Origin of the sequence: Flavobacterium caeni (genome assembly GCF_900101895.1) — a bacterium.
GTDB classification, from domain to species: Bacteria; Bacteroidota; Bacteroidia; order Flavobacteriales; family Flavobacteriaceae; genus Flavobacterium; species Flavobacterium caeni.
Genome location: NZ_FMVF01000006.1, coordinates 78,550 through 103,926, shown reverse-complemented (window position 1 = coordinate 103,926; position 25,377 = coordinate 78,550). Strand labels below are relative to the sequence as shown.

Sequence of the window (25,377 nt, the reverse complement as noted above, 5' to 3'; positions counted from 1 at the left end):
AGAATTAGCTAGTTATAAGTGTTTATTTCACATTTGTAAATGTATGTAAAAAAAAGTCACATTGACAATTTTTATTTGTAAAAAAAATGAATCCAATAATAAATGTCCCAATAAATTATACATTCGCCAGTAGGTTTTTAGGCTAAAAAAACGATTTCGCTAATTTTAACTATTTTATTTTCAGCCATATACAATCATTTCAAACGTTCACGTTCGACTTGAACATTCGCAATCAAATTGTTAATAAAAAATCAAAATAACAGGGGCGATTTCCTAAAAATTGTGCTTCGAAAACGTTTTTTATAGTGTATTATCTTACTAATTTTTCTATTTACGTTCCACATAACGACGCCAATCGGTTTTATTGATGTAACTTTTACATTTCTAACGGAATTTGTTAGCTTTGTACCATCAATAAAGTACCCATGCTCAACAGTTACCAGGAAGCCGATAAGGTATTGCTCGCCTTGGATTGTATCATCTTTGGATTCGACGACGAGAAACTCAAAATCTTGCTCATCCAGCGCGATTTCGAACCCGAAAAAGGCCGATGGTCGCTCATTGGCGGATTCCTCAAAAAAGACGAGAGCCTCGACGAATCGGCGGCGCGCGTGCTCAACCACTACACCGGATTGCACGACATTTACATGGAGCAGTTGTATGCCTTTAGCGAGATCGACCGCGATCCTGTGGAGCGTACCATTTCGATGGCCTATTATGCGCTGATCAATATCGAAGACCACAACCGCGAGCTCATCGCCAACTACAACGCACAATGGTTTCCTGTATCCGAGGCGCCTTCGTTGATTTTCGACCACGACCGCATGGTACAACACGCGATGCGCCGTTTGCGTTACCGTGCCTCGACCAAGCCGGTGGGTTTTGAACTGTTGCCCGAAAAATTTACGATGCGCCAACTCCTCAAGTTATACGAGGCGCTGTTTGACAAGGAACTCGACAAACGCAACTTCATCAGCAAGATCAATTCGCTCGACATCCTGGTCAAATTGGACGAAAAAGATATGGAGTCGTCAAGAAAAGGCTCCTACCTGTTCCAGTTCGACCAAGAAAAGTACGAACAAAAAATGGAAGGGACTTTCGCGCTGAACTTGTAGTTATTTGTTCGCGTTCTGGCTCGACACAAAATTCAAAAAACTCTTGAATCCCTGGCTGTACCGCTCCTGGTCGAGCGCATAATAGAACGCGCCCTTTTTAGAGGATCCTTTGTCTTTGTCCTTGAGTTTGAGCAACAAATGGGTCGACAACATTTTTCGGTTGAAATTCCCTTTGTCGAACTCGGTGTCGTATACCGCTTCGTACAACCGCTGTAGCTGCGGCATGGTGAATTTTTGCGGCAAAAGTTCGAACAACAACGGATGCAACGCGGCCTTGTAGCGCAATTTTTCCTTGGCCAATTCTACGATGTCGTCGTGGTCGAAAATCAATCCGGGCAAATCGTTGATCGGGAACCAGGCCGGGTGATAATCCTCGCTGAGTTGCGCCGTGTATTTCTGGATGTCGATCAGCGCAAAATAAGCCACCGATATCGTCCGTTCTACCGAATCACGCTCGACTTCACTAAACGCATACAGCTGTTCCATATAAATACCGTCGAGCCCCGTCAGGTCCTTGAGTACACGCGTGGCCGCATCGTCGGCGCTTTCGTGCGCGCCGATGAACCCGCCCACAAGGCTCCAGTGCCCGCGCAACGGTTCGATACCGCGTTCGATCACGAGCAGCTTGAGGTCTTCGCCGTCGTACCCGAAAATGATACAGTCGACGGCAAACGAGAACCTGTTTTCATGCGAATAACGCTTCATACTTACCAGAATTTAACATACAACGCCGCGATGATCAAAAGCGTCACGACAATGAGTACCATCGTTTGCGGCTTGACCTTGAACATGTCTTTGTCGAGTTCGAAAGCCTTAGGGTTTACTTTTGGTCCGGCCAAACTCACGAGGATCATGACGGCCATCGTCAGGAAGAACGCCAGTCCCATACAAATGTGGAACGGGATCTCGAATCCGCCTTTTCCGTTCGGATACGCCGTGTACAACAAGGTTTCGCTACCCAATACGGCCGGCGCCATTTCGTTGAAGAACACCGACAGCAAAAAGCCCGTCAACAAACCAACGATTGCAGCCGTTCCTGTGGTGCGTTTCCAGAACATCCCGAGCAGGAACATCGCGAAAACCCCAGGACTGATAAAGCCAGTATATTTTTGGATGTAGGTGAATCCGCCTACGCCGCCAATGCCCAGCACGTCGTTCCAGGTGAACAATACCGCGAGCAAGATCGAAGCGAATACGGCGATGCGTCCAATGTTTACCTGTTTGCGTTCGTCGGCGTCTTTGTGGATGTATTTTTTGTGGATGTCGAGCGTATAAATGGTCGAGATACTGTTGACCTTGCCCGCAAGCGATGCCACGATGGCGGCCGTAAGCGCAGCCACCGAGAGTCCTTTGAGTCCCGTTGGGAGGAACGCGAGTACGGCAGAATACGCGCCGTCTTTACCGCCTACCAATTGCGGCAACTGCCCGTTCTGGTACAATACGAAGGCGGCGATACCCGGCAGCATCACGATGAGCGGCATCAGCAATTTGAGGAAGCCCGCAAAGAGGATACCGGTACGCGCGGTTTGCAGATCGGCACCCAACGCGCGCTGGGTGATGTATTGGTTACAGCCCCAATAATTGAGGTTGATGATCCAAATGCCCGCCACATAAGACAGCATGCCCGGGAACGTCAGGTATTTGTCGATGTCGGTTTGCGACGACGCGGCCGTTGGTTTTGGGATCATCATGTGGAAATGTTCGGGCGCTTCTTTCATGAGCGTGGCAAAACCAGCCCAGGCATCGGAACCGTGCCCGAAATATTCGGCAACCGTCGTCAAGGCGATGTACGAAGTGACCAATCCGCCGATGATGAGTACGGCCACCTGGATCACATCGGTATAGGCCACAACCTTCATCCCGCCCAGCGAAATGAACAAGGCGAACAGGGCCAATCCCACCATGATGACATGCAAATATTCACCGCCCACAAGCCCGTTAATGGCCACGGCACCCAAATACAAAATCGAAGTCAGGTTGACGAACACATACAAAAACAACCAGAACACCGCCATAATGAGCGCCGTCGAATCGTTGTAACGCTGCGTCAGGAACTGCGGCATCGTATAAATGTTGTTCTTGAGATACACCGGAATGAACCACACCGCGACGATGATCAGCGCGATGGCCGCGATCCATTCATAGGCCGCGACGGCGATTCCAAGGAAAAAGCCTTCGCCGCTCATGCCGATGAATTGCTCGGCCGAAATGTTCGACGCGATCAAAGACGCCCCGATGGCCCACCATGTAAGCGTCCCTTCGGCCAAAAAGTAAGCCTTGGCGTCGTGCTCGTTCTTTTTGCGTTTGCGGTACACGCTGTAGCCATACCAGGCCACGACGACAAAGTAAATCAGGAAAACCGCATAATCGGCAAAAGTAAGTTGGTGATTCATGGTGTTAACAGTTTGTTGGTTAAGGCGATGCGCAATCGATTTCGAATTGGTTCCAAAAAAAATTGGATGGCTTCGGACGAAGTGCTCCAATTTTCTTGTTGTGTTGCGAAAAGCATCTATTGTCGAGCCAAATATATTATTATTTGTTAATTAGACAATTATTTTTCTGAAATATTTTTGAACAAAAAAAATACATTCGGCAAAAAAACAACCGAATCTTTGTAGGATTGGCCGATTTTAAAGGGAAATCACCAAATGTTAAATTGTCCCATCAAACTGATTTTTAACGGATGACGACCTTCCGAATGCCTGTTTTCGACCCATCCGAAGCCCGCAACAGGTAAATACCGGGCGCGCATTGCGACACATCAAGGCTGTGTTCACGCGCCGGCGGCAACGACAAAAGTTGTTGTCCGGTCACGGCGAACAGCGATACCGCAATGGGATCGGGCCCTGAAACACGCAACATCGATTGCGCCGGATTCGGATACACCACCCAATCGGTACCGGCAAACGACAACGTCGAAAGCGGCGCGACAAAATGCGTCTCGAACGTATTGGTCACGATCGCGGGATTGAAATCGAAATAAATCGACGCCGTGTTCGGAATCACCGTCCCGATTGCAAACCCAGGCTTCGGCTTGACCTTAAACTTTACATAGCCGTGGGAACCAATCGGATCGGCAACCGTCGGTGGCAAATCGATGCCGTCAAACAGCCAAACCAAATCGCTTCCCGTTCTTGTAAAACTGCCCGGCAAACTCGTTTCGACCATGCGCACGGTGGTTTCGTCGAGCAAGGCATCGAGCGTATCGGTAATTTTGACGGTATACGCACTGGCCGTTCCGGTGTTTTCAAAACGGATGGTGTAATACAAATAATCGTCTGACGAAAAATCGTCTAAGACAATGTCGCGGCCGTGCGCTTCCATTTTGTCGTTGGGGTCATACGCGCCAACGATGGGTTGGATGACCCTTGCCGTATCATTGTCTGCAATCGCATCACCCGCCGCAATTCCCGACACCGAACTGCTTGCCAACTGCCCCAGGGTTACGGTCGGAATGACCGGCACCAGCAATACAACTTCAATCGTGCGTGTCTCGTTCGGTTCCAAATTGACAAAATCATACGTAAAACCGTCTGCCGTAAAATTAACCGGCGCCGAAGCCGAAACAAAAGACAAAGCGGCATCCTTAAAATAAGCCAAACTGCCCGATGCAATCGTTTGGTTGCCGTTGTTGCGGTAGTTGATGTATTGCGTATATTGGAATCCAGGCCGTGGCGAGCCAACTGGTGTGAGCGTCACGGCCAAGTCGGTGTACGGATTCGACGGCGCAATCGGAAAATAATGCGTAACGACACCCGTAGCGCTGGTCTGCAAATCGGCAAAACCAGTCCCGTTGTAATAGCCCGCATATTCAGGGTGCAGGACAAAATCGACGTCATAGCTGTTGGAAGTGTTGGCGTCATACAAGAGGTATTCGCCTTGCGCGCCCGAGACGACGTGTTGCACGCCATCGTCATTGACTTCATAGTTGAACGCTCCGATTTGTTGCAGCATCTGGTAATTGGCCGATGTCGCTTCGGTCGCATCCAAAATTCCGTTGCCATTGAAATCGATGAACGCACGCAGACGCAAAGCCGCACATTCGTCGGTACTTCCCAAGTAAAACGTGTTCAACGCAAAAAGACCTGTTTGGGTCTGCTCCAACCGCCCGACGATGTAGCCGCTGCTGCCGTTCAAACATAGCGGCGAATCGAGTGGATTTTGCTCGATTGTCGCATCTTCGGCATTGGCAAAATAGCTGACGTTGTACAATTGCGGATCCAACGACCCGAGAATAGGCGCGTCGTTTTCGTGCAAATTGTAGCAAAATTGTCCGTTTTCCGGGCAACCCAACAAATCCTCTGCGACACCACCGCCTTCAAAACATGGCAATGTCGAAAATTGGATCGTGGTCGCCCAAAAGCTCATCCAAGGCTGGGTGCAAATCGATCGGACATAAAAATCATAAGCAGCTCCGCACATCAATCCCGAGACCGTGAACAGGGTGGAATTGAAGAAAATCCCTTGGCCTTGGCTGTCCTCAGTAGGCGCAGGCATTCCCGCCGGATAGATGATTATTTCCCATGCGGTGGAATCTTGGGTTGAAGTCCAGCTAAAAGTCGCTCCGCTCGAACTTGTATTGGCAACCACCAAATTGGTCGGTTGCGGACACAATGGCGGCGGTGTCTGGTTTTGCGCCTGTCCGATAAATCCAACCGATAAAAATAAAAGGAGTAAAAATCGCTTCATGGGAGTTTTGTTTGTTTCCCATGCAAGGTACAAAATAAACCCTCTGAAAATGACTTTGTTGCAGAGATTGCTTTGCAGCGCGAAACGTTAGCCCAAAACGCCCAAAAATGAAAATGGAACCGCCCTAAAATCAAAAAAGCTATCCACAAAAGTGGAAAGCTTTTCATTGGTCTAACTACTAAACCTGAGGCTTTCGCCTCGAAACAACACAACTATCGTGAATGCTTTTCTTCTATAAGTCAGAAACGCATCTGAGTATCTTTTTATTATTGGGAAGTTACAAAATTAATTTGAGACCACCCCCCTTTTTTAGGGCAAAAAAGCACTTTGTTTCCAAAGTGCTTCTTTTTTACATTTTTGCGGTCTGGACGGGACTCGAACCCGCGACCTCCGCCGTGACAGGGCGGCATTCTAACCAACTGAACTACCAAACCTCGCTGTAATGCGGATGCAAATATAGGACAGATTTTTAGATTCGCAAGCGTTTCGATAAAAAATATTTTACTTTTTTTTAGCCTTTCAACCAAAAGACTGCTTTTCAACCAAGTAGGTCGTCAGTATTTTTTCGAAATCGGCGCCCACATTCACCGGAACATACTTGATCTTGTTCTGCGCGCAGGTCTGGGCGAGCTTCTTGAAATAGGCCTCGACGCTTTTTTCGTAGGTTTGTTTGACGTTGTCGGCAAAAATATTGACCTCCTCGCCGGTCTCGAGGTCGATGAATTTGCGCGGCGCGTTGTCGAAATCAAACCCGATTTCGGTCTTGGCATCGACCACATGGAACAACACCACTTTGTGTTTGTCGTGTTTTAGATGTTGCAATGCGTTGAACAACCGCTGCTCGTCGCCGCGCTGGAACATGTCGGTGAACAGGATGATCATCGAACGCCGGTGCATTTTCTCGGCAATCTGGTGCAGGAAGGTGATCGTATCGGTTTGTTTGGGATTCTGGTCGCGTTCGAGCAGCCCTTCGAGCTTGCTCAGCAACATACGGTGGTGGCGGTCGCTGCCCTTTTCGGGCGCATAATATTCGTAGCTGTCCGAATAGATGCTCATGCCCACGGCGTCGCGTTGCTTTTTCAAAAGGTTCATCAACACCGCGCTCGCGAGCACCGAAAAACCGATCTTGTTGTAAAAAAACGGCTCGCCCTTTTCGAGCTTCGGGTAATGCATCGACGTCGAATTGTCGATGATCAAATGGCAACGCAAATTGGTTTCCTCCTCGAACCGCTTGGTGTACAAACGGTCGGTCTTGGCAAACAATTTCCAGTCGATGTGCTTGGTGCTTTCGCCCGAATTGTACGTTTTGTGCTCGGCGAACTCGGCCGAAAATCCGTGGAACGGACTCTTGTGCATGCCCGAGATAAACCCCTCGACGACCTGGTTGGCGAGCAATTCGAGGTGTTGGAAACTCGATATTTTTTCGATTTGCGATTCGATCTTCATCTTCCAAAGATACCAAATGGGCAACGCATTTTGAAATCTAAATGCTTAAATCGGAAAAAGAAAAAGCCCGGCGTTTCCGCCAAGCCCTTTCGACCCAAAAAAAATATTCGATTATTCCTTGGCCACCAAACCCATGGCTTGTTCAAGCCGTTGCAACCGCTGTTCGTAGGATTGGACTTGTTGCTTCAAAGTTTCGTTTTCGGCTTTTACTTTTTGCATTTCGGTGTTTTGTTCCTGCAACGCCTTGGTCAAAATGGGCACCATCCCAATATAATTCACACCTTTGCTGGGTGTTGCCGCTTTTTCTTCTTCGGCAGGTTGCAGGATTTCGTCCTTGACCAGGTTCGGGAACACGGTTTCCATCTGCTGCGCGATAAAACCGGTTTGTCTTTCGCGCGGGAACCCATATTCGTCTGACATCGCCGACTTGAAATTATAATCTTTCACTTCGAGCGCCATGAGTTTATCGGTGACGCTTGATGTTGATGTGATGTTTTCTTTGAGGTTGACATCTGAAGGATTGGTAAAAGTTCCTGAAACATAAACCGCGCCTAGAAAGTAGCCCGCGTAGCTTCCTGCCTTTGCCACATTCGCATACATCCCGTATTGTGTTCCGCCAGCTAAATTAGATATGTTCGCATAGCATCCGTACTTGTTTCCGGCTCCTGATGCAGACGACGAATAGGCAGACCACGTTCCGTACATAGAACCGTCGGTTGAACTGTCCATATCACAGGCCACACCATACGCGTTTCCGCCACCGCCGCCAACCAATTCATTAACGGTGCCATACCGATACCCGCTTCCGGTATTTGCTACTAAATTTCGAGTTCCGTATTGCATTCCATCACCAGAACCTCGTATCTCGTTGTACACACCATGGCGATGACCCGAACCCGACCCGGTAAGTTCATTGTGGACACCATAGTGAATCCCCGATCCGGAGCCGCCCAATGTATTTCTTGCACCCCAGGTTTCCCCGTTACTCGCGCCAATCATTGAAGTGTATACGCCATACCGGTCTCCTAAACCCGTATTGGCCACTACGTTTCGGATTCCAGTTTGTGTCCCTGATGAAGACCCAGTCAGCGTGTTCAATACACCATTTTGGGAGCCGGTTCCTCCCCCCGTGAATCCATTGTATACGCCCGTACGTGTGCCGCCATCGCCATCAAAATCATTGTACACGCCATAACGGATATTCGTGCTTGTGGCGTTGATGTCATTGTACACGCCATACAATGTTCCTGCTGTGGCCGTAAGCCTGTTCATTGCGCCGTACTTGTTCCCGCCTCCGGTGCCTGTCAGGTTAGAATATACGCCATAATGAATCCCGGCCCTGCGCCCGACAATTGGTTTTTGACGCTGTAGTGATCGCCCGCACCCGACCCCGAAAGCAGGTTGTTGGTACCTACGTGCTCGCCCAATCCTGAATTTGTAATACGGTTATCTGTACCACACTGAAAACCAGTTCCTGGGCCAGTGAGTTGATGGTAGGTACCAACATGCGACCCCGATCCTTCCCCCGTCATCGGCACATACTGTCCGAAGTGCTCATTATCGTTGCTATTGTTGACCCTGATGCTTTCGCCAAATTGCAATCCGGTTCCTGATCCGGAAAGTACCACAGAACTTCCATAATGCGCCCCCGATCCAGCGCCACTCAACTGGATGACATCGCCATAATGCTGGGCGTTTCCAGAATTGTCAATCACCGTCGAGCTTCCGTATTGCTGCCCAATGCCGGCACCGGATAATGTGGTCGACATCCCGTAATGGATACCTCCACCAGAATTGTCGATGGTAGTCGAAACGCCGTACTGCAACCCGGATCCGCTACCGCTCAAAAGCGAAAAACTTCCGTAGTGAACACAGGTGCCCACCCCAGAATTGCTCAAATAGGAACCGTATTGCACGCCTGATCCTACATTGGACGATGCAAATTCCGTATAAAGCCCTGCTGCGACACCGCTCCCGCCTAGCGTGAAATCGTTGTGGACGCCAAGCGAATAAAGACTCGCGGCGGTATTTGTAAAATGGTTGTACTGTCCTTTGTGATCGCCTGTGCCGTGGGTAAACCGCGACCACATCCCTACGTGCTGGCCACTGCCGGTGCCACTAAACCGCTGGTCGACGCCAATGTGGTTGCCATTGCCCGTACTGGAAATCGTGGTGGAATTGCCGGTCTTTTCGCCGTCGCCCGTGCCGGTCAGGATGGTGCGGCTGCCGTAGTGGATTCCGCTGCCGGGGCTGTTGTTCAGGGTGTACATTCCGTACTGCAAGCCATTGTTGGTTAGCGCTTCGTCCATGTGGTTGTAGGCTCCGAATACATTCCCTGCCGAACCCGCATGAAAACCATTATAGGTTCCGACGCGACTGGCCGATGCGGCCGAATTGAACATGTTGATCGCACCGTAATGTTGTCCTGTCCCTTCTGAAAATGTATTCCCGTTGCCCGCGCGTTCGCCCGCTCCCGTTCCTTCAAACAAACTCAGTCTACCGTAATGGTTTCCCGATCCCGTACCGTCCAACACCGAATAAGCGCCAAAAAGATCACCCGTACTTTGGCCTGTCGCATTCAGCAACATCCCGTATTTGTCGCCGCTACCGCCACTGATAAGCGACGCATAAAAACCGCGTTCTTCGCCGGCACCCGATCCGTTTGTCGAAACAGAATAACCGGTTTTCAGCCCCGCGCTCGAGTTGGTGATTGTCGCGCTGTACCCTCTTAAATGACCGCCACCCGATCCCGAAACGTACGAGCTGGATCCCGATGCCGAACCGCCGCCGTCATTTTGCACCACGATCGCTTGTGCTGCGACCGATGAAGTACTGGCGCCGATCATCGACACTTGCGATGCGATACCTTCGGACATGTCGGCCACTACATCAAGTTTATAATTGGGCGAACCCGTTCCGATTCCCACCCTTCCCATACGGTACGCATGGTCGGTGATCAAATCGGGAGTGGTGGTCCCGCCCGCTTCAAACCAATCGGCATCGGCTTTCCCGGTTACGGTGAGCCAGCTGGTCGTGGGATTGTCCCAATAGTAAAATCCGGGCGAATTGGTCCCGACGGTGTTCTTCAGGTAAATCATCATGCCCTGTTGCGCCGCCGTAGGATTGGTCGCCGGAAAGGTGTCCAGACGTGGGATAATGAGTCCGTCGGTCGAAGCCGGTGTCGCTTCGTCGGCCGCCTTGACCTCGAGCAAGGCATTGGGCGCCGTGGTGTTGACGCCCACTTGTCCGTAGGCCGAAAACAACAAAAGCAACGCCGCTAGTTGTAGAATGGTTTTCATCTTTTTTGGGTTTAGGATGCTAAGTTCGGACGCTGCCGTAGCTTTAAAAACCCAATTTATACCATCGCCCTTTTTTTTATACGAACGACAACCGACACGCGCATGGCCGATTTCACACCTGATTTCTTGTGATAAAATTTTTGTGATGATTTTTTTATCACCGCATTTTTATCACCATTTTTTTGTTACAAAATTCTCGTTACAAAATATTTGTAACAGAAATTTTGTAACAGCTTTATAAAAATGCGCTTTTTTAGAAAATTTCACTTCGCCAAAAACGCCAAAAGTCGAACGCCAACGATCCCTCGTTCGACATTCGACTTTTGACTTTCGTCATTTGTCATTCGTCATTCTTCATTCGACTATTCCTCATACGTCACCAACACCCGAAACGGCTTGCCCACGACCTGTGCTGAATTACCCGATTTGGTCCATACGACAATGGCCGTCGACGATATGTAGTAGTCGTACTCATACCCTATCGATCCGCCGTAGTTGGGCGGTACACTTGCACCCGAGGTGTATTCGACCAAAACACTCACGCTCAAAATCTTCGAACTGGTGATGCCGTGGAGGGCTGCGGTTTGGGAGCCCTGGGAAGAATTGGTGGTCCCCGTAAGTTTCATGGTTTTGATGGCCGGCGCGGTGGAACCCAACTTGGTAAACCCATTGACCTCGAGCTTCGCCGTTGGTGCGCTGGTGCCGATACCGATTTTGGCGGCAGCCGCCGTTTGCATGTCCGAGCCAAAAATCACATTGCCTACAGACAGTTGGTTGCTGCCCGTGAGCGACGCCACATTGGCCCCTTTCCCGATGGCGATGTTGTTGCTACCCGAAGTCTGGCTGACCATGGCGTCCATGCCCACAGCCACGTTATTGTCGCCGCTTTCGTGCGAGAACATGGCGCCTTTCCCGATAGCAGTGTTGCTCGTACCGGTGGTGTTGGTGTAATACGAATTCATCCCGACGGCCACGTTGTAATCGCCGCTGTTGTTGCCGCGCAAGGCATCGTGTCCTATGGCCGTGTTTTGTTCGCCCGATACATTCATGTACATCGCGCCGTTGCCAAAGCAAGAATTGTGGTTGCCGATCTCGTTATGGTACAATACATTGTATCCAAAACCCGCGTTCTGTATCCCGCCTTGATTCGACGCGAGTGCAGCCGAACCAAATGCCGTATTGGCCCAGCCCGTAGCATTGTTGTACAAAGCATTGAAGCCCACGGCCGTATTCAAGCTGCCGGTCGAATTGAGCCGCAGCGCATTGGTCCCGACGGCGATATTGTATTCGCCGCCCACATTGTTTTCGAGCGCGTTGTTGCCGATGCCGACACTGCCCGAAAACGTGTTTTTGTTCAAACTGTTCAAGCCGATGGCCACGCTGTAGTTGCCCGGTGCCGCTGCCTCGAGTGTGTTAGCGCCGATGGCGATGTTGTTGTGGTTGGCGGTATTGTTCACCAAGGCGTCGCTGCCCAAGGCGATGTTGCTCGCGCCCAATTGTCCGATGCGCACATTGTTGCGTTTGATGACCAGGTCTTTGTCGTCGGTGGTACCGATGAAATGCGTGCCCGGTGTGGTGCCTGCGTTCCCGGTCATGCTCCAACCCGAGTTCGCGCCCACGCCTTTCCAGGCCGTCGCCACATTGTCCCAGTAGTAAAACCCTGGCAGCTTCCCGGCAGCCGTTGAAGCCAGATAAACCATCATGCCGTTGTGCGCGGCCGTGGGGTTGACAGCGGGAAAAGCACTGATCCGCGGAATCAATATACCGTCGTTGTTGGCCGGCGCTGCGGGGTTCGACGCGCCGATGTGCATCCTGGCATTCGGCACAAAATTACCCACACTCACCTCGCCGGTACCCGTAAGGATCATACGTGAGATGTTTCCGCCGGTGCGAAAGATCATGCCGTCGGTCACGGCCGGATTGTTGTACACGATGGCACCGTTGGTCGAATTCGCATTCGAACCGAACAAAATGCCCGACTCTGCACCCGACAACAAGCTTAAATAATTTTCGGCATCGTCTTCCAAAGTCACCGACGAACCCGGATTCGGCGTCATACCCGAAGACCCTTTGCTCAAATGCAATTTTGACTGCGGCGCCGACGTGCCCATCCCGATATTCCCGTTGCCTTTGATGCGCATGTTTTCAAAAAAACCGGCGCTGTGCCCAAAGCCAAACGCGATGTCATCGCCCGAACCACCGGTGTAGAATTGCAGCAAATAGTCCTGCACACCAATGCCGTAGTGGTTGGTACCATTACCCCACAACCCGATTTTGTTGCCCAGCACATTGTCGAACTGCAACGGACGCTGCGGAACAATATTCCCCAACCCCAAATTTCCGGTAGGCCCCAAAACCATACGCGTGAGGTTGCCGTTGTTCCTGAACAACATTGAATTGGGTAGCCCCGGTGAGTTGTAAATGATCCCGCCGCTGGTCGCGTTGCCGCTGCTGCCAAACAAAACCCCGGTCTCGGCGGTAGAAAGGACGTTGAGATAAGCGCTCACACCGCCTTCGAGCGTAGCCGTCGCAAACGGGTTGGGCGTCATGCCCGAACTGCCGTTGGCAACATGTAATTTCGATTGCGGCGTGGCCGTCCCAATCCCGGTGCTGCCCGTGTTGGTGATACGCATGTGCTCGGTGTTGTTGGTACGGAACGCGAGCGGCTGGTCGTCGGTAGTGCCGACAAAATCGTCGGTGGGTGTGGTGCCCGTATTGCCCGTCACTTCCCATCCCTTGTCGCCCGAAACGGGTGTCCAGATGGCGCCGCTGTTGTCCCAGTAGTAAAATCCGGGACGCTTGCCCGCGGCCGACGTGGTCAGGTACACCATCATGCCTTGTTGGTCGGCGGTAGGATTGACTGCGGGAAACGCGTCGATTTTGGGAATGATCAAGCCATCGGTGTTCGAAGGCGCGGCCTGGTTGGACGAACGCACGTCGAGCGCGGCGTTGGGTGTGCTGGTGTTGATGCCTACTTGGGCAAACGCAGCCGTTCCGCATAAAATCAAGGCTGCAAGGAAAAATGTCTTCATAGTTGGTTGTGTTGTTGATTTTTGATGGCGCAAAATAAAGGCAACACTTTGGGTTAAAAAACAGCCGATACACGAACGACTTTTTTAAAGGATAGACTGCTGTTTTTTCGATAAATTTTTTGTTAATTTGCTCCACAACACACATTTATGAAATGGGATTGCATCATCGTAGACGACACCGAAATAGACAATCTGACCGTCGTTTCGTATGTCAAACGGTTTCCGTTTTTTAACCTCATCGGCGCTTACCAATCGTCGCGCGAGGCGCTTTCGGCCATCGAAAAAAACAAGGTGGATGTGATTTTCCTCGACATCGACATGCCCAACTACAACGGCATCGAAGTGCGCAAACGCGCGCTCGACATCCCGGCCTGTGTGTTCATCACCTCGCATACCGAATACGCAATCGAAGGTTTCGAGCTCGATGCGCTCGATTACATCGTCAAGCCGTTGACCTTTGACCGCTTCACCAAAACCGTCAAACGCATCGAAGATTTCATGGACCTGCGCAACAAGGCCGAATTGTTTGAAGCCTCGATAGGCGGCGACGCGATTTTCATCAAGGAAGGCCACAGCGAAACCAAGGTCAAGCTGACCGATGTGTTGTACCTCGAAGCGCTCAAGAATTACACGCTGATCGCCACGCCCGAGAAAAAACACCGCGTGCTGCTCAATATCGGGATGTTGCTCAAGGACGACAACTTCAGGTCGTTTGTGCGCGTACACCGCGGCTTTGCCGTACAAAAACACTTTATCAAAAAAATCAGCGCGCAGGAAATCGAACTGGCCGACCGCATCGCCATTCCCATCGGGCGCAACTACAAGGACAACCTCAGCCAGTTGTTGTCATGAGAAGCTGGCCGTTTTTGATTTTGTTGGTCCACACGCTTTTGCTTGCACAAAAACCCACGGTCGAAAAGTGGACGACCCAGTTCAAAAACACCCCACCCGACACGGCGCAGGTCACGCGGCTCAACAAAATCTCGACACAACACGCCCAAACCGATTCGACGCGCAGCCTTTGGTATGCATTCGAGGCGCTTCGGATGGCGCAATCGCTCCAATGGAACGAAGGAATCGCGCGGTCGTATTTCAGGATCGGATCACAATACTACAGCCAACACCAATACGACAGGGCCATACTGCATTTTGACAAGGCGCTCGGCGCAACAAAGGATCCAAAGCTGCAGAGTAAAATCTACTCAGGCATCGGTAACTGTCATTTTTATGAAAGCGATTATTCGAAGGCGTTGGCGTTTTACCACCGCGCGCTCAAGATCGACGAGGCGCGCAGGGACCGCGAAGGTATCGGCAAGACGACGCTCAATATCGCATCGGTGTATTACAGCTTGGAGGATTACCCGAAATCGATCGCCTTTTTCAACCGTGCGCTCGACCAAAAAATAGCCGATCCCGGGTTCAACGCGGCCTTGTTGCGCAACTTGGGCGCGGCGCACAACACCATGGGGCATTGGGAAAAAGCACTGGTCTATTTTGAACGCAGCCTGGCGATGTGGCGCGACATTGGCGATCCCGTGGCGCAGGCCAGCTTGTTGTCGGACATCGCGCTGGTGTACTACGACACCGAAGACTACGGCAAGGCCATTAGGTACAGCAAGGCCGCGTTGGCGTTGGAACCCGATGCGTCCGACAAGGTCAACCGCGCGTTCACCTACGGCGTCATCGGCGATTCTTATACGGAGCAAGCCAAACAAACCTCTAGCGGCGGCGTGTTGCTCGACAGCGCGGTGCATTATTTGAACCTGTCGATCCAATTGCACAAAGACCTGCAGAGCGTACGCGGACTGTATGACGATTACACCAGCTTGACGGCGGCGCAAAAACTCTCGGGCGATTACAGGGCGGCCATGGCGTCTTACGAACAATCGATCGTGTACAAGGATTCGTTGTTCAATGCCGACAACCGCGAAACCATCAAAAACATAGAAGACAAACGCGCAATCGAACTGCGCGACAAGGAACTCAAGATCAACAAGCTGCAACTCGAGGCCAACCACCGCCAAAAATGGGCGCTGTCCTTGGGTGTCATTTTTTTGGGCGTGATTGGTGGATTGCTGTATTACCAAAGTGCCGCGCGCAAGGAAACGAACCGTCAACTGCATGCGATGAATGCCGATCTCGACCGCGCGAACAATGTCAAGACGCGGCTGCTCAGCATCCTGAACCACGATTTGCGCAGCCCGGTGAACAGTTTCATCCACTACATCCAATTCAAGAAAGAAAACCCAGAGTTGCTCGATCCCGCCGCCGAAAAGCGCATCGAGCAGGCCACGCTGGCTTCGGCCAAAAACCTGCTGTTGTCGATGGAAGACATGTTGCTTTGGACCAAAGACCACATGGAGCATTTCGAGCCGCGGCCGTCTACTTTCAGGGTCCAGGCGGTGTTCGACGCCATGCGGAAACATTTTTCGACGGTGACCGAAAAGACGCTCCTGTTTGAAGCCGATCTTGATTTCGATATCGTGACCGACGAAAATTACCTCAAAACCGTGGTGCGCAACCTCACGGCCAACGCCATCCAGGCGACAAAAGACCAAGCCGATGCACAAATCGTTTGGCGCGGCTGGCAAAAGGACGGCCGCGCGTTGCTGTCGATTACCGACAATGGCCCGGGCATGCCCAAGGAGCAACTCGACAAATTGTTCGACCCGCAGGGCGTGGGCAGCGTGCAATCGGGGTTGGGGCTGCATTTGGTGCGCGACTTTACGCAGGCCATCGGTTGGAAAATCGACGCACGGTCCGACGCCGGCGGCACGACGTTTACGCTGTCGGAAGCTTAGGGATTTATTTTGGCTTCGAGCGCCCGCAACCGGGCTTCGAGCAATTCGACTTTTTTCTGATAGGCCTCTATGGCTTGCTGTTGTTCCTGCAAAGCCTTGGTCAGGATGGGCACCATGCCGATGTAGTTGACGCCTTTGCTCGCCGTAGCGGGTTGGTCGTCGGCGGTTTGCAGTTTCTCATCGGTCACCAAATCGGGAAAAACGGTTTCCATTTGTTGTGCGATAAAACCCGTTTGGCGGTTTTTCGGGAACCCGAATTCGTCGGCATACGCGCGTTTGAAATTGTAATCCTTGACCTCGAGCGCCATGAGTTTGCTGGTCACATTTTGGGTAGGTGTAATGTTTTCCTTCAGATTGCTATCGGACGGATTGGTGAACGTTCCCGAAACATATACCGCTCCTAAAAAGTATCCTGCATAACTTCCTGCCTTGGTTGTCGTAGAATAAACCCCGTAGTGTGTTCCGCCTGCTGCAGATGACATGACCGAGTAGTGCCCGTACTTGGTCCCTGTTCCGGTCGCGACCGCCATCACCGATTGGCTGCTTCCCCTCATTATTCCGTTACCTGTCCCTTCTAATTCTACAGATATGCCTATGCTGGTGGCGTTACTTGTTCCCGTAAACTCATTGGAAACGCCTATCCTAGTGCCGGATCCGGTATTGGAAATTCGGTTGCTGATCGCGAACTGGAGTCCATCTCCAGAGCCAGACAAGTTATTGTCAAAACCAATGTGTTGGCCTGATCCATTCCCGGAAAGCTGGTTGATGATACCCCAATGAAGACCCGACCCTGAGTTCGTAAGATAGTTTCTAATGCCCCATCGAATACCGTCGCCAGATCCGCTCAGCTCATTGTAAATACCCGAATGACTCCCGCCCGAGGCGCTTAATATATTCCGCAGCCCATACTTCGCTCCTGTTCCCGAACCGGTCAGTTCATTGGAAATCCCATAGTGTGTGGCATTCCCTGTGTTTGAAATTAAGTTGTTTACACCATACTGCACACCCGTACCCGAGCCGGAAATCTCTTGATAAATGCCGTGATGCCCGCCGCTACCGGTGCCGTTCAGCCTATTGAAAACGCCTGTATGCATGCCGTTTCCTGTTTTTCCGATTTCGTTAAAAACACCGTGCTGCGCGCCAGAAGCCGTTCCAAAAAGTTGGTTTAGTGTCCCGATGTGCTCGCCGCCGCCACTCGCATCAAAATAATTGTGCGTTCCGCGGTTGGCCCCTGTTCCTGTCGTAGAAATGTAATTGACCGTTCCCGATTGTGTTCCCGCGCCCGCGCCATACAACCCATTGTCAACGCCGATATGGTTGCCGGCACCGGTGTTATTGATGTAGTTGCGCACACCATATTGGATTCCGCCGCCGGTGCCGCTAAGTTCATGGTAGCTTCCGTAGTGTTCACCGCCACCCGGACTTGCGTTGGCCAGGTAATGCCCGTAGTGTGTGCCCGTGCCCGCGACGCTTGCGTTGATCCAGGTATAAGCACCCGCGAGGATGCCGTTGCCGCCCGCAAAATAATTGTTGAACATGCCCATCTGGTTGCCGTTGCCGATGGTTCCCGCAAATTGATTCGCCATGCCGGTCAGGTGTCCCGTGCCCGCCGAAAAATCGTTGCGAACACCATTCTTGGGCCCTGCCGAAGCGCCCGAGAAAAAATTTTCGGCGCCAAAATGCGAGCCCGTGCCCGTATTCGAAAACATCGATTGCGACCCATACTGATTCCCGTTTCCGGCGCCGCCCAATAATTGGTAAGCCCCGAAATGATTCCCCGAACCCGGGCTCACGTTGTTCAGGTAGCTGCCGTATTGGGGTCCGGCGCCCGCTACGGCGGCCCGTATCTCGGTGTAGGCGCCCGCCATGATACCCGCGCCGCCTGCAAAATAACTGTTGTAGGCCCCGAGCTGGTTGCCATCGCCTATCGTTCCGCTGAATTCGTTCCAAACGCCTGCGTTATGTCCTGAGCCCGCCGTAAATTGCGTAAGCATTCCTGTATGCTGACCTGAACCCGCTCCTTCTAAGAGGTTCCAAGTTCCCCAGTGCCACCCCGTACCGTTTCCGTTCAATCGGTTGACCAACCCAAACTGTTGTGCCGGATCGTCGCTTTGAATGTGAAATATCGCACCGCGCTTGATTCCGGTTCCTTCGTTCTGGATCGAGGCCACAAATCCTCTTTGTTCGGTGGGCGCATCGGCGTACAACCTGGCGTAAAAACCCGACTGCGCGCCCGTTCCTGTACTGTTGATGACGGCGTCAAAACCGCGTTGCCAGCCCGTTCCCGAACCTTCGATGACCGACTGGTAGCCAAAATGGTTGCCCGTGCCCGAATTGTCGATTTTTGAAAGGCTTCCCGTGAGGCTCGTATCGCCCGCGCCGGTTATGCTTGCGTTGATGCCAATCGTATCCGAAACGGCTTCGGCCACAACATCGAGCTTGGCCTCGGCGACGTTCTTTCCGATGGCTACGCGACCCATGCGGTAGGCGTGATCGTCAATCAGGTCGGGCGCGACGGTCCCGCCTTCTTCAAACCAATCGGCATCGGCCTTGCCTGTGAGCGCGAGCCAGGAAACCGTTGGGTTATCCCAATAATAGAATCCGGGCGGATTGGTCCCCACGGTATTCCGCAGATAAATGATCATCCCTTGCTGGTTCGCCGTCGGATTGGTCGCCGGAAAGGCATCAAGTCTGGGAACGATAAGCCCGTCGGTTGCGGCAGGCGTCGCTTCGTTGGCCGCCTTTACTTCGAGCAAGGCGTTTGGTGTTGTTGTGTTCACCCCTACCTGTGCGTAGGCCGAAAACAACATAAACAAGGCCGAAAATTGTAGTATTGTCTTCATCTTTTTTTGGGTTTAGACTGCTAAGTTCGGACGCCGTCGCAGGTTTAAAAACCCAATTTATACCATCGCCGTTTTTTTTATACGAACGACAAACGGCACATATATTTTGTTAATTTTGGAAGGCAAAGTCCGTTATGAAAACCTGGAAATGTCTTATCGTAGATGATGAAGATGTAGACCGCCTGATGGTGGTGTCCTTCGCCAAACGATTTCCCGAGTTGGAGATCGTCTCGGCGTGCAGGAGCGCAGCCGAAGCGTTGTCTGTGCTAGAAAGGAATACGGTAGACGTATTGTTCCTCGATGTCGATATGCCCGGCGACAACGGCCTGGAACTCCGTCGAAAGGCGGCATTGGTCCCGGCCTGCGTTTTTATCACCGGCCATGCCGAACACGCAGTCGAAACCTACGAACTCGACACGTTGGATTTTATCGTAAAACCGCTTCGGTTCGAACGATTTCAGAAAGCGATGGAACGCGTGAACGAATACCTTTCGGTACATGAAAAGGCCGCCCTTTTTGACTTGAATTTCGGGCAGGATTCGATTACAATCAAAGAAGGCCATGACCAGGTTCGCGTGAACCTGTCGGACATCATTTGTCTTGAGGCCTTGAAAGATTATACGCTTTTGGTGACCGCACGAAAAAAATACTGTGTATGGTCGAACCTTGGTGCGCTTTTGAAACAACCGCTTTTTGAGAATTTCATCCGCATCCATAAAAGCTTTGCCATCAAGCCGCAGTTTGTAACGCGCGTAACAGCGACCGAAGTAGAACTAAACGGCGCTTACAAAGTTCCGGTTGGCCGAAGTTACAAAGACAACGCCAAAACACTGTTATGAAAATCCTTACTTTTCTTTTGCTTTTTTCGACGGCAATTTTCGCACAGACTGACCTTGAAGCAAGACGTCAGGGCATTGAACGCTTGACATCGTCGGATCCTGAAGCGGCGTTTAAAGAGATTTCGGCGATTGCGGTCGAGCATAAAAATGCCGATGAAAAGACCAAGGCAAAAATCGAATCGACCATGGCGTTGGTCATGATTTATATGGCCGATTTGGAAGGTGCCGAAAAAAAGAACGATTGGTCGTTTTCGGTTCATTCAAAATCGGGCGAAGCGCAAGAACTGGCGCGCAACTATTTCAGCAAGGCGCTCATTGCCGAACGTCGATCGGATTATGTGCATTCCATCGATTTTTTCCTGAAGACGATTACCTACGCCGAAAAAAGCAAGCAGTTTACACTTTTGCAAAAAAGCAACCGCGGGCTGGCGATGTCTTATTGCGATCAGCGCGACTACAATAAGGCGCTGGATTTCATCAACAAATCGCTCAGCTACCAAAAGCAAAAACCCGATCCGATGCAGCAGGCCTATTCGCTTGCGGCAAAAGGAGAAATCTACCGTTTGAAAGGCGATTTAAAAATCGCCAACCAGTACTTGAAAGAAGCACATGATACGTTTGAAAAAGCAGGCAACGAACATGGCCGTGCCTGGGTTTTGACCAATTGGGCGATATGCCATGAAAATAATCTTTTAGAATATGCGCGAATGGCGCTTGAAGCGCAGGAAATTTGGGACAAAGTTGCGCCCGAAAACACCATGTCGATCGTAAATCTGGGTAACATCGGTTACAATTTTATGGTGATGGCACGCGATAGTGCGATGGTCACAAAGGGGCAGCCCGATCTTCCGCAGGGAAAAGCCGCGCTTGTTGGTGCGTCCGAACGTTACTACAAACGGGCATTGGCCTTGGCAAGGAAAAAGAAAAACTGGAATGCCGTTATTTACCAAACCCATAACTTGGCAGCGCTGCACTACATGAACGCCGATTACAAATCGGCGTATGACAACCTCAACATTACGTTGCGATTGAATGATTCCATCTTTTCGCAACAGAACAAAAACAAGATCGCGGCGCTCGAAAGCGAGAAAAAAATCCTGTTGCGCGACGAGAAAATCAGGTTGGACCAAATTCGATTGGAAAACCACCAAAAGCAACGTTGGTATTTGTTTGGTGGATTGGCGCTTTTGGCGTGTATCGGGGTGCTTTTGTTCCGGCAGAATCAAAACCGGAAAAACCACAACCAGCGCTTGCTGTCGCTTAACAACGAACTCGATCAGGCCAACAAAGTAAAGACGCGGTTTTTTAGCATCCTGAACCACGATTTGAGACGTCCGGTGTACAATTTGATCCACTATTTGCAACTGCAAAAGGAAAGTCCGGAACTGTTGGACGCCGATTCGAAAGAAAGAATCGAAGGCCAGACTTTGCAATCGGCCGAAAATCTTTTGGCGTCGATGGAAGATTTGTTACTTTGGAGCAAGGGCCAGATGGAACATTTTGAACCGTCTGCAAAAGCGGTTGCGGTAGGGTCGGTTTTTTTGGATCTGCAGCACCATTTCGAATCGGAATCGGCCGTTTCGTTGCATTTCGAAAACCCCGAAAACATTACGATTACTACCGATGGCGACTATTTGAAAACCATTTTGCGGAACCTCATCGGCAACGCGATCAAGGCCATGGAGGGGCAACCCAACGCGACGATTTGGGTAAAATCTTTTTCAAACCACAAAAGGCCCGTCATTACGGTTTGTGACAACGGAAAAGGAATCCAGGCCGAACAATACAAAGCGTTGTACGACGAGAACGAAGTGGTGGGCATTGGGACCGGACTTGGCTTTCACCTGATTCGGGATTTGGCCAAGGCCATTGGAACAACGGTTTCGGTCGAATCAAATTCTGGCGAAGGAACAACTTTTACCTTGACTTTTAACTGAAAAAGCCCGGCGTAAACACCAGGCCCTTTCGACCCAAAAAAAACTATTTTTTATTTCGCCATCTTTTCTTCAAGTGCTTTGAGTCGCGCTTCTAAATCTGATATTTTCTCATTTTGACCTTCAATAATTTGTTGTTGCTCCTGGACGGCTTTGACCAGCGGCACTACAAACGAGGTGTAGTTTACGCTGTATAAATTTTCGGCATTTTTGGGCACATCGACACCATTGAAATCGTAGTTGATCTCTTGCGCTGCCTGGGCAACTTCCTGTGCGATGAAACCCGTTTGTTTGATTTTTTCGATGTCGTATTTGCCTTCCCAATCAAAATCTTCTTTATCCTTATCCCCGCGGTACAACATCTCATTTTGCTTGTGCAGGTCAAGGTTGTAAGTAACCGGCCTAAGTTTGCCGATGAACGACAATCCCGGGACATTTTCCTGGATGTTGTTTTTGATGCGACGGTCGCTGTAGGCGGTAATTCCCGTAACCTGAGCCCTGATTGCCGTAACGCTGGCGTTGCCCAATTCGACCATATTGCTCGCCGAGGTTGCGCCGCCAACATTGTACCCCAAACCGGTATAATTGGTAAGCGCCGTCGACGATGTAGGGTATACGTTGTTGCCAATACAGGTGTTGTAGTTTCCTGCGGTGTTGTTCACCAAAGCCCTGTTTCCTACGGCAACATTCCCGTACCCTAAACCGTTGCTATTCATGGCCGTCGATCCGATCGCGGTATTGTTGTAACCCGATGAATTTAGAAGCATCGCTTGGTATCCGTTGACCGTATTATAGCTTCCGGATGTGTTTCCCGTTAGTGCCTGATAACCCGTAGCCGTATTGGCGAGACCCGTATTGTTGGCGGGTGTCGCAGAGCCCTTGATCGCTTCGGTTCCGATTGCCGTATTTGTGTTTACAAAGGGCGTGGTTGTGTTGTTTGCATATAACATTGCCTGATAACCGATAGCCGTGCCATAACTTCCCGCCTGAGATTGGGACATAGCCATATCACCCATAACAGTATTACCATTTCCAGTAAGGTTACCTAACAAAGAAGCATAACCAATAGATATATTGTTACTACCAGTATCATTGATTGACATCGCCTGCATTCCTATTGCGGTATTTCGAAAACCAAAACCACTGCCGGTACTTTGCAACGCAGCAGCGCCGAAGGCCATATTATCTCCACCTGTATTGTTTTGCATTGTCCTCCAGCCAATGGCCAAATTATTGCCAAAGCCGGTGGCATTTTCGAGCGCCTGTGTTCCGATGGCTACGCTGTGAAAACCATTTGTATTGGCATAAAGCGCGCGATAGCCAATGCTGGTATTGTCGTTACCGGTAGTGTTGCTGCGCGACGCATAATTTCCTATCGCTACATTTCGATTGCCCTCGTCAAGCATTGTCTGGTTAGTGGTAAAAAGCGCTTCATATCCGATCGCTACGTTGTCAGTGTCAAATGCTACTCCGCCGTTTGAAAAAGCTTGCGTATACAGTGCGCGATTGCCGATGGCTACATTTTTACCGCCAGCCGTGTTGCGGTTTAAGGCTTCAGACCCGATGGTCGTATTGTCCAGCCCAACGGTGTTGCTCTCGGCCGCCAAGGAACCTATCGAAGTATTTCTTGCAACAATGTTATAGGTGCCGCCCGAACGGTATCCGAAAGCCGTACTCGCTGCCCCGATAACGCCCGATGGTTGATTGGTATGTCTAAAGAAAACTTCTTTGCTGTCGATGGATCCGATGAACGAAGTGGCTGCGTTGTACCCGCTGTTGCCCGTTAAGTTCCAGGCGTTCGAAGTAGTCGATCCGACGCCTTTCCATGACGTCGACGGATTGTCCCAATAATAAAATCCGGGTTGGTTGGTTCCTGAAGCGGTCGTGAGAAAGACCATCATCCCGTTTTGTGCCGCTGCCGGATTGACCACTGGAAATACGCCGATGCGTGGAATGATGATGCCGTCGGAATTATTTGGGTTCGAGGCGCTGGATGCATTGATTTGGAGCTTTGCGTTTGGCGCGGGTTCGTTGATACCGATGTGTGATGTAAGTCCCGAATTCATCCCGGTTCCGTAAATCATGTTCCCGATAGAAAGCTGGTTGCTTCCGGTGAGCGAAGGCACCCCTGCAAAGTTCCCGATCGCAATGTTGCTGCTGCCCGCGGTTTGAAACCTCATCGCGTTGGCTCCGATTGCCGTATTGGACGATCCGTTGGTAAGAATCGCCATCGAAACAACGCCAACAGCTACATTATTTGATCCGTCCGGATTATCTTGTAGCGCCTGAGCGCCTATGGCTGTATTGGAATTTCCGGATGTGTTCGACATCAGTGCGCTAAAGCCTTGCGCGAGGTTATAACTTCCCGTAGTATTGTTGCTCAAGGCCTGTGAACTGAAAGCACTGTTCATTTCGCCAATGGTATTGCTGATAAGCGCGCTTTTCCCGATGCCGATATTGTCTGAACCCGTGGTGTTGTTCATCAAGGCCCCAACGCCCAAAGCTACGTTCGCATCGCCTGTTTCATTGTTTCGCAAAGCAGCAAGTCCAATGCCCATATTGCCTGACCCAGTTGTGTTGTCATACATAGATTCGGCGCCTATAGCAACGTTTCGGCTCCCTGTTGTATTTGAAAAAAGCGAAGAAGTCCCGACCGCAACATTTTGTGCCCCGTTAGAGGTTGTCGTTGGATTGTTGTTGCGCAAAGCGCGGTTCCCGATCGCGACATTATCGGTTGTGTAAGGTGCTCCTCCGTTAGAGAAACTTTGTGCTGCCAAAGCATCGGCTCCTATCGCGATATTTTTGTCGGCGGTGGTGTTCAACGCCAGTGCATTGGTTCCAAAAGCGATGCTGCCGATTCCGATACGTCCGGCGGGAACACTATTGCGTTTAAAGACCAAATCGTTGTCATCAGTGGTTCCGATAAAATTCACCGCCGGGTTCGTACCTGAATTCCCGGCGAGCGCCCATCCTTTTTCGCCCGAAACGCCTTTCCAGGAAGTCGATGGATTGTCCCAGTAGTAAAATCCGGGTTGGTTTGCGCCGACCGTAGTGGTCAGGAAAACCATCATGCCGTTTTGTGCCGCCGATGGTGTGGTTGCCGGGAACGCACTTATGCGCGGAACAAGGATGCCATCGGTAGATGAAGGCGCGGCCGGATTCGAGGCCGGGATGTCGAGGCTTGAGTTGGGCATCGTCGTACCGATCCCGACTTGTGCGTTGGTGATCGTCGCTAAAAAAAGCAAAACAATCAAGGTAAGATTTTTCATGTGGTGTTGGTTTAGCATCTGCAGTTTCTTTCGACAAAGTTGCGTTGGCTGCGTGACTAAAAAAACCGCCAATAGACGAGCGTCGTTTTAAATAGACGAATGCAAAAAAG

General features: G+C 50.9%; 14 protein-coding genes and 1 tRNA gene. 5 read left to right on the top strand and 10 right to left on the bottom strand.

Features of this window, described 5'->3' with window-relative positions:
- Window positions 1-425: 425 nt before the first annotated feature.
- On the top strand, window positions 426-1,115 hold the full coding sequence (locus tag BLP55_RS07355) for an NUDIX hydrolase (protein WP_091141695.1): 690 nt from the start codon (window positions 426-428) through the stop codon (window positions 1,113-1,115).
- Here BLP55_RS07355 and BLP55_RS07350 read toward each other — a convergent pair whose 3' ends face one another.
- From BLP55_RS07350 to BLP55_RS07315, 8 genes are all read right to left on the bottom strand, one after another.
- A complete protein-coding gene (locus BLP55_RS07350; RefSeq protein WP_091141694.1) occupies window positions 1,116-1,820 on the bottom strand; it encodes an NUDIX hydrolase in 705 nt (234 codons plus the stop codon).
- A 2-nt stretch (window positions 1,821-1,822) separates the two neighbouring features.
- Complete coding sequence (locus BLP55_RS07345) at window positions 1,823-3,508, bottom strand: sodium/sugar symporter (RefSeq protein WP_091141802.1); 1,686 nt, start codon at window positions 3,506-3,508, stop codon at window positions 1,823-1,825.
- A gap of 283 nt (window positions 3,509-3,791) precedes the next feature.
- Window positions 3,792-5,804: a DUF7619 domain-containing protein gene (locus tag BLP55_RS07340; protein WP_091141693.1), complete on the bottom strand. Its 2,013-nt coding sequence runs from the start codon at window positions 5,802-5,804 to the stop codon at window positions 3,792-3,794.
- Window positions 5,805-6,164: 360 nt separating this feature from the next.
- Window positions 6,165-6,238: transfer RNA gene (locus tag BLP55_RS07335), tRNA-Asp, on the bottom strand.
- An 85-nt stretch (window positions 6,239-6,323) separates the two neighbouring features.
- The gene (locus BLP55_RS07330; protein ID WP_091141692.1) at window positions 6,324-7,250 is read right to left on the bottom strand and encodes a DUF58 domain-containing protein; all 927 of its coding nucleotides are present in this window, start codon (window positions 7,248-7,250) and stop codon (window positions 6,324-6,326) included.
- Window positions 7,251-7,361: 111 nt separating this feature from the next.
- Window positions 7,362-8,522: a tail fiber domain-containing protein gene (locus BLP55_RS07325; protein WP_091141691.1), complete on the bottom strand. Its 1,161-nt coding sequence runs from the start codon at window positions 8,520-8,522 to the stop codon at window positions 7,362-7,364.
- 32 nt (window positions 8,523-8,554) lie between these two features.
- Window positions 8,555-10,549 (bottom strand): hypothetical protein, encoded by a 1,995-nt coding sequence (locus BLP55_RS07320; protein WP_091141690.1) that lies wholly within the window; start codon window positions 10,547-10,549, stop codon window positions 8,555-8,557.
- A 362-nt stretch (window positions 10,550-10,911) separates the two neighbouring features.
- A complete protein-coding gene (locus BLP55_RS07315) occupies window positions 10,912-13,581 on the bottom strand; it encodes a hypothetical protein (RefSeq protein WP_091141689.1) in 2,670 nt (889 codons plus the stop codon).
- A 147-nt stretch (window positions 13,582-13,728) separates the two neighbouring features.
- Here BLP55_RS07315 and BLP55_RS07310 point away from each other — a divergent pair, with 147 nt between their 5' ends.
- Together BLP55_RS07310 and BLP55_RS07305 are read left to right on the top strand one after the other, a co-directional pair.
- Window positions 13,729-14,433, top strand: coding sequence for a LytR/AlgR family response regulator transcription factor (locus BLP55_RS07310; RefSeq protein WP_091141688.1), 705 nt, complete (start codon window positions 13,729-13,731; stop codon window positions 14,431-14,433).
- On the top strand, window positions 14,430-16,382 hold the full coding sequence (locus tag BLP55_RS07305) for a tetratricopeptide repeat-containing sensor histidine kinase (RefSeq protein ID WP_091141687.1): 1,953 nt from the start codon (window positions 14,430-14,432) through the stop codon (window positions 16,380-16,382). Before BLP55_RS07310 ends, BLP55_RS07305 begins: the two co-directional genes overlap by 4 nt.
- Here BLP55_RS07305 and BLP55_RS07300 read toward each other — a convergent pair.
- On the bottom strand, window positions 16,379-19,225 hold the full coding sequence (locus tag BLP55_RS07300) for a tail fiber domain-containing protein (protein WP_091141686.1): 2,847 nt from the start codon (window positions 19,223-19,225) through the stop codon (window positions 16,379-16,381). The two genes, BLP55_RS07305 and BLP55_RS07300, sit on opposite strands and share 4 nt — an antisense overlap.
- A 134-nt stretch (window positions 19,226-19,359) precedes the next feature.
- On the opposite strand from BLP55_RS07300, the gene BLP55_RS07295 reads away from it, so the two are divergent.
- Window positions 19,360-20,064 carry a LytR/AlgR family response regulator transcription factor gene (locus BLP55_RS07295; protein ID WP_091141685.1) on the top strand — a complete coding sequence of 235 codons (705 nt, stop codon included), beginning with the start codon at window positions 19,360-19,362 and terminating at the stop codon, window positions 20,062-20,064.
- Window positions 20,061-22,001 (top strand): ATP-binding protein, encoded by a 1,941-nt coding sequence (locus BLP55_RS07290; protein ID WP_091141684.1) that lies wholly within the window; start codon window positions 20,061-20,063, stop codon window positions 21,999-22,001. Before BLP55_RS07295 ends, BLP55_RS07290 begins: the two co-directional genes overlap by 4 nt.
- A 50-nt stretch (window positions 22,002-22,051) precedes the next feature.
- On the opposite strand, the gene BLP55_RS07285 is transcribed toward BLP55_RS07290, so the two are convergent.
- Window positions 22,052-25,267, bottom strand: coding sequence for a tail fiber domain-containing protein (locus BLP55_RS07285; protein ID WP_170826816.1), 3,216 nt, complete (start codon window positions 25,265-25,267; stop codon window positions 22,052-22,054).
- Window positions 25,268-25,377: the final 110 nt, after the last annotated feature.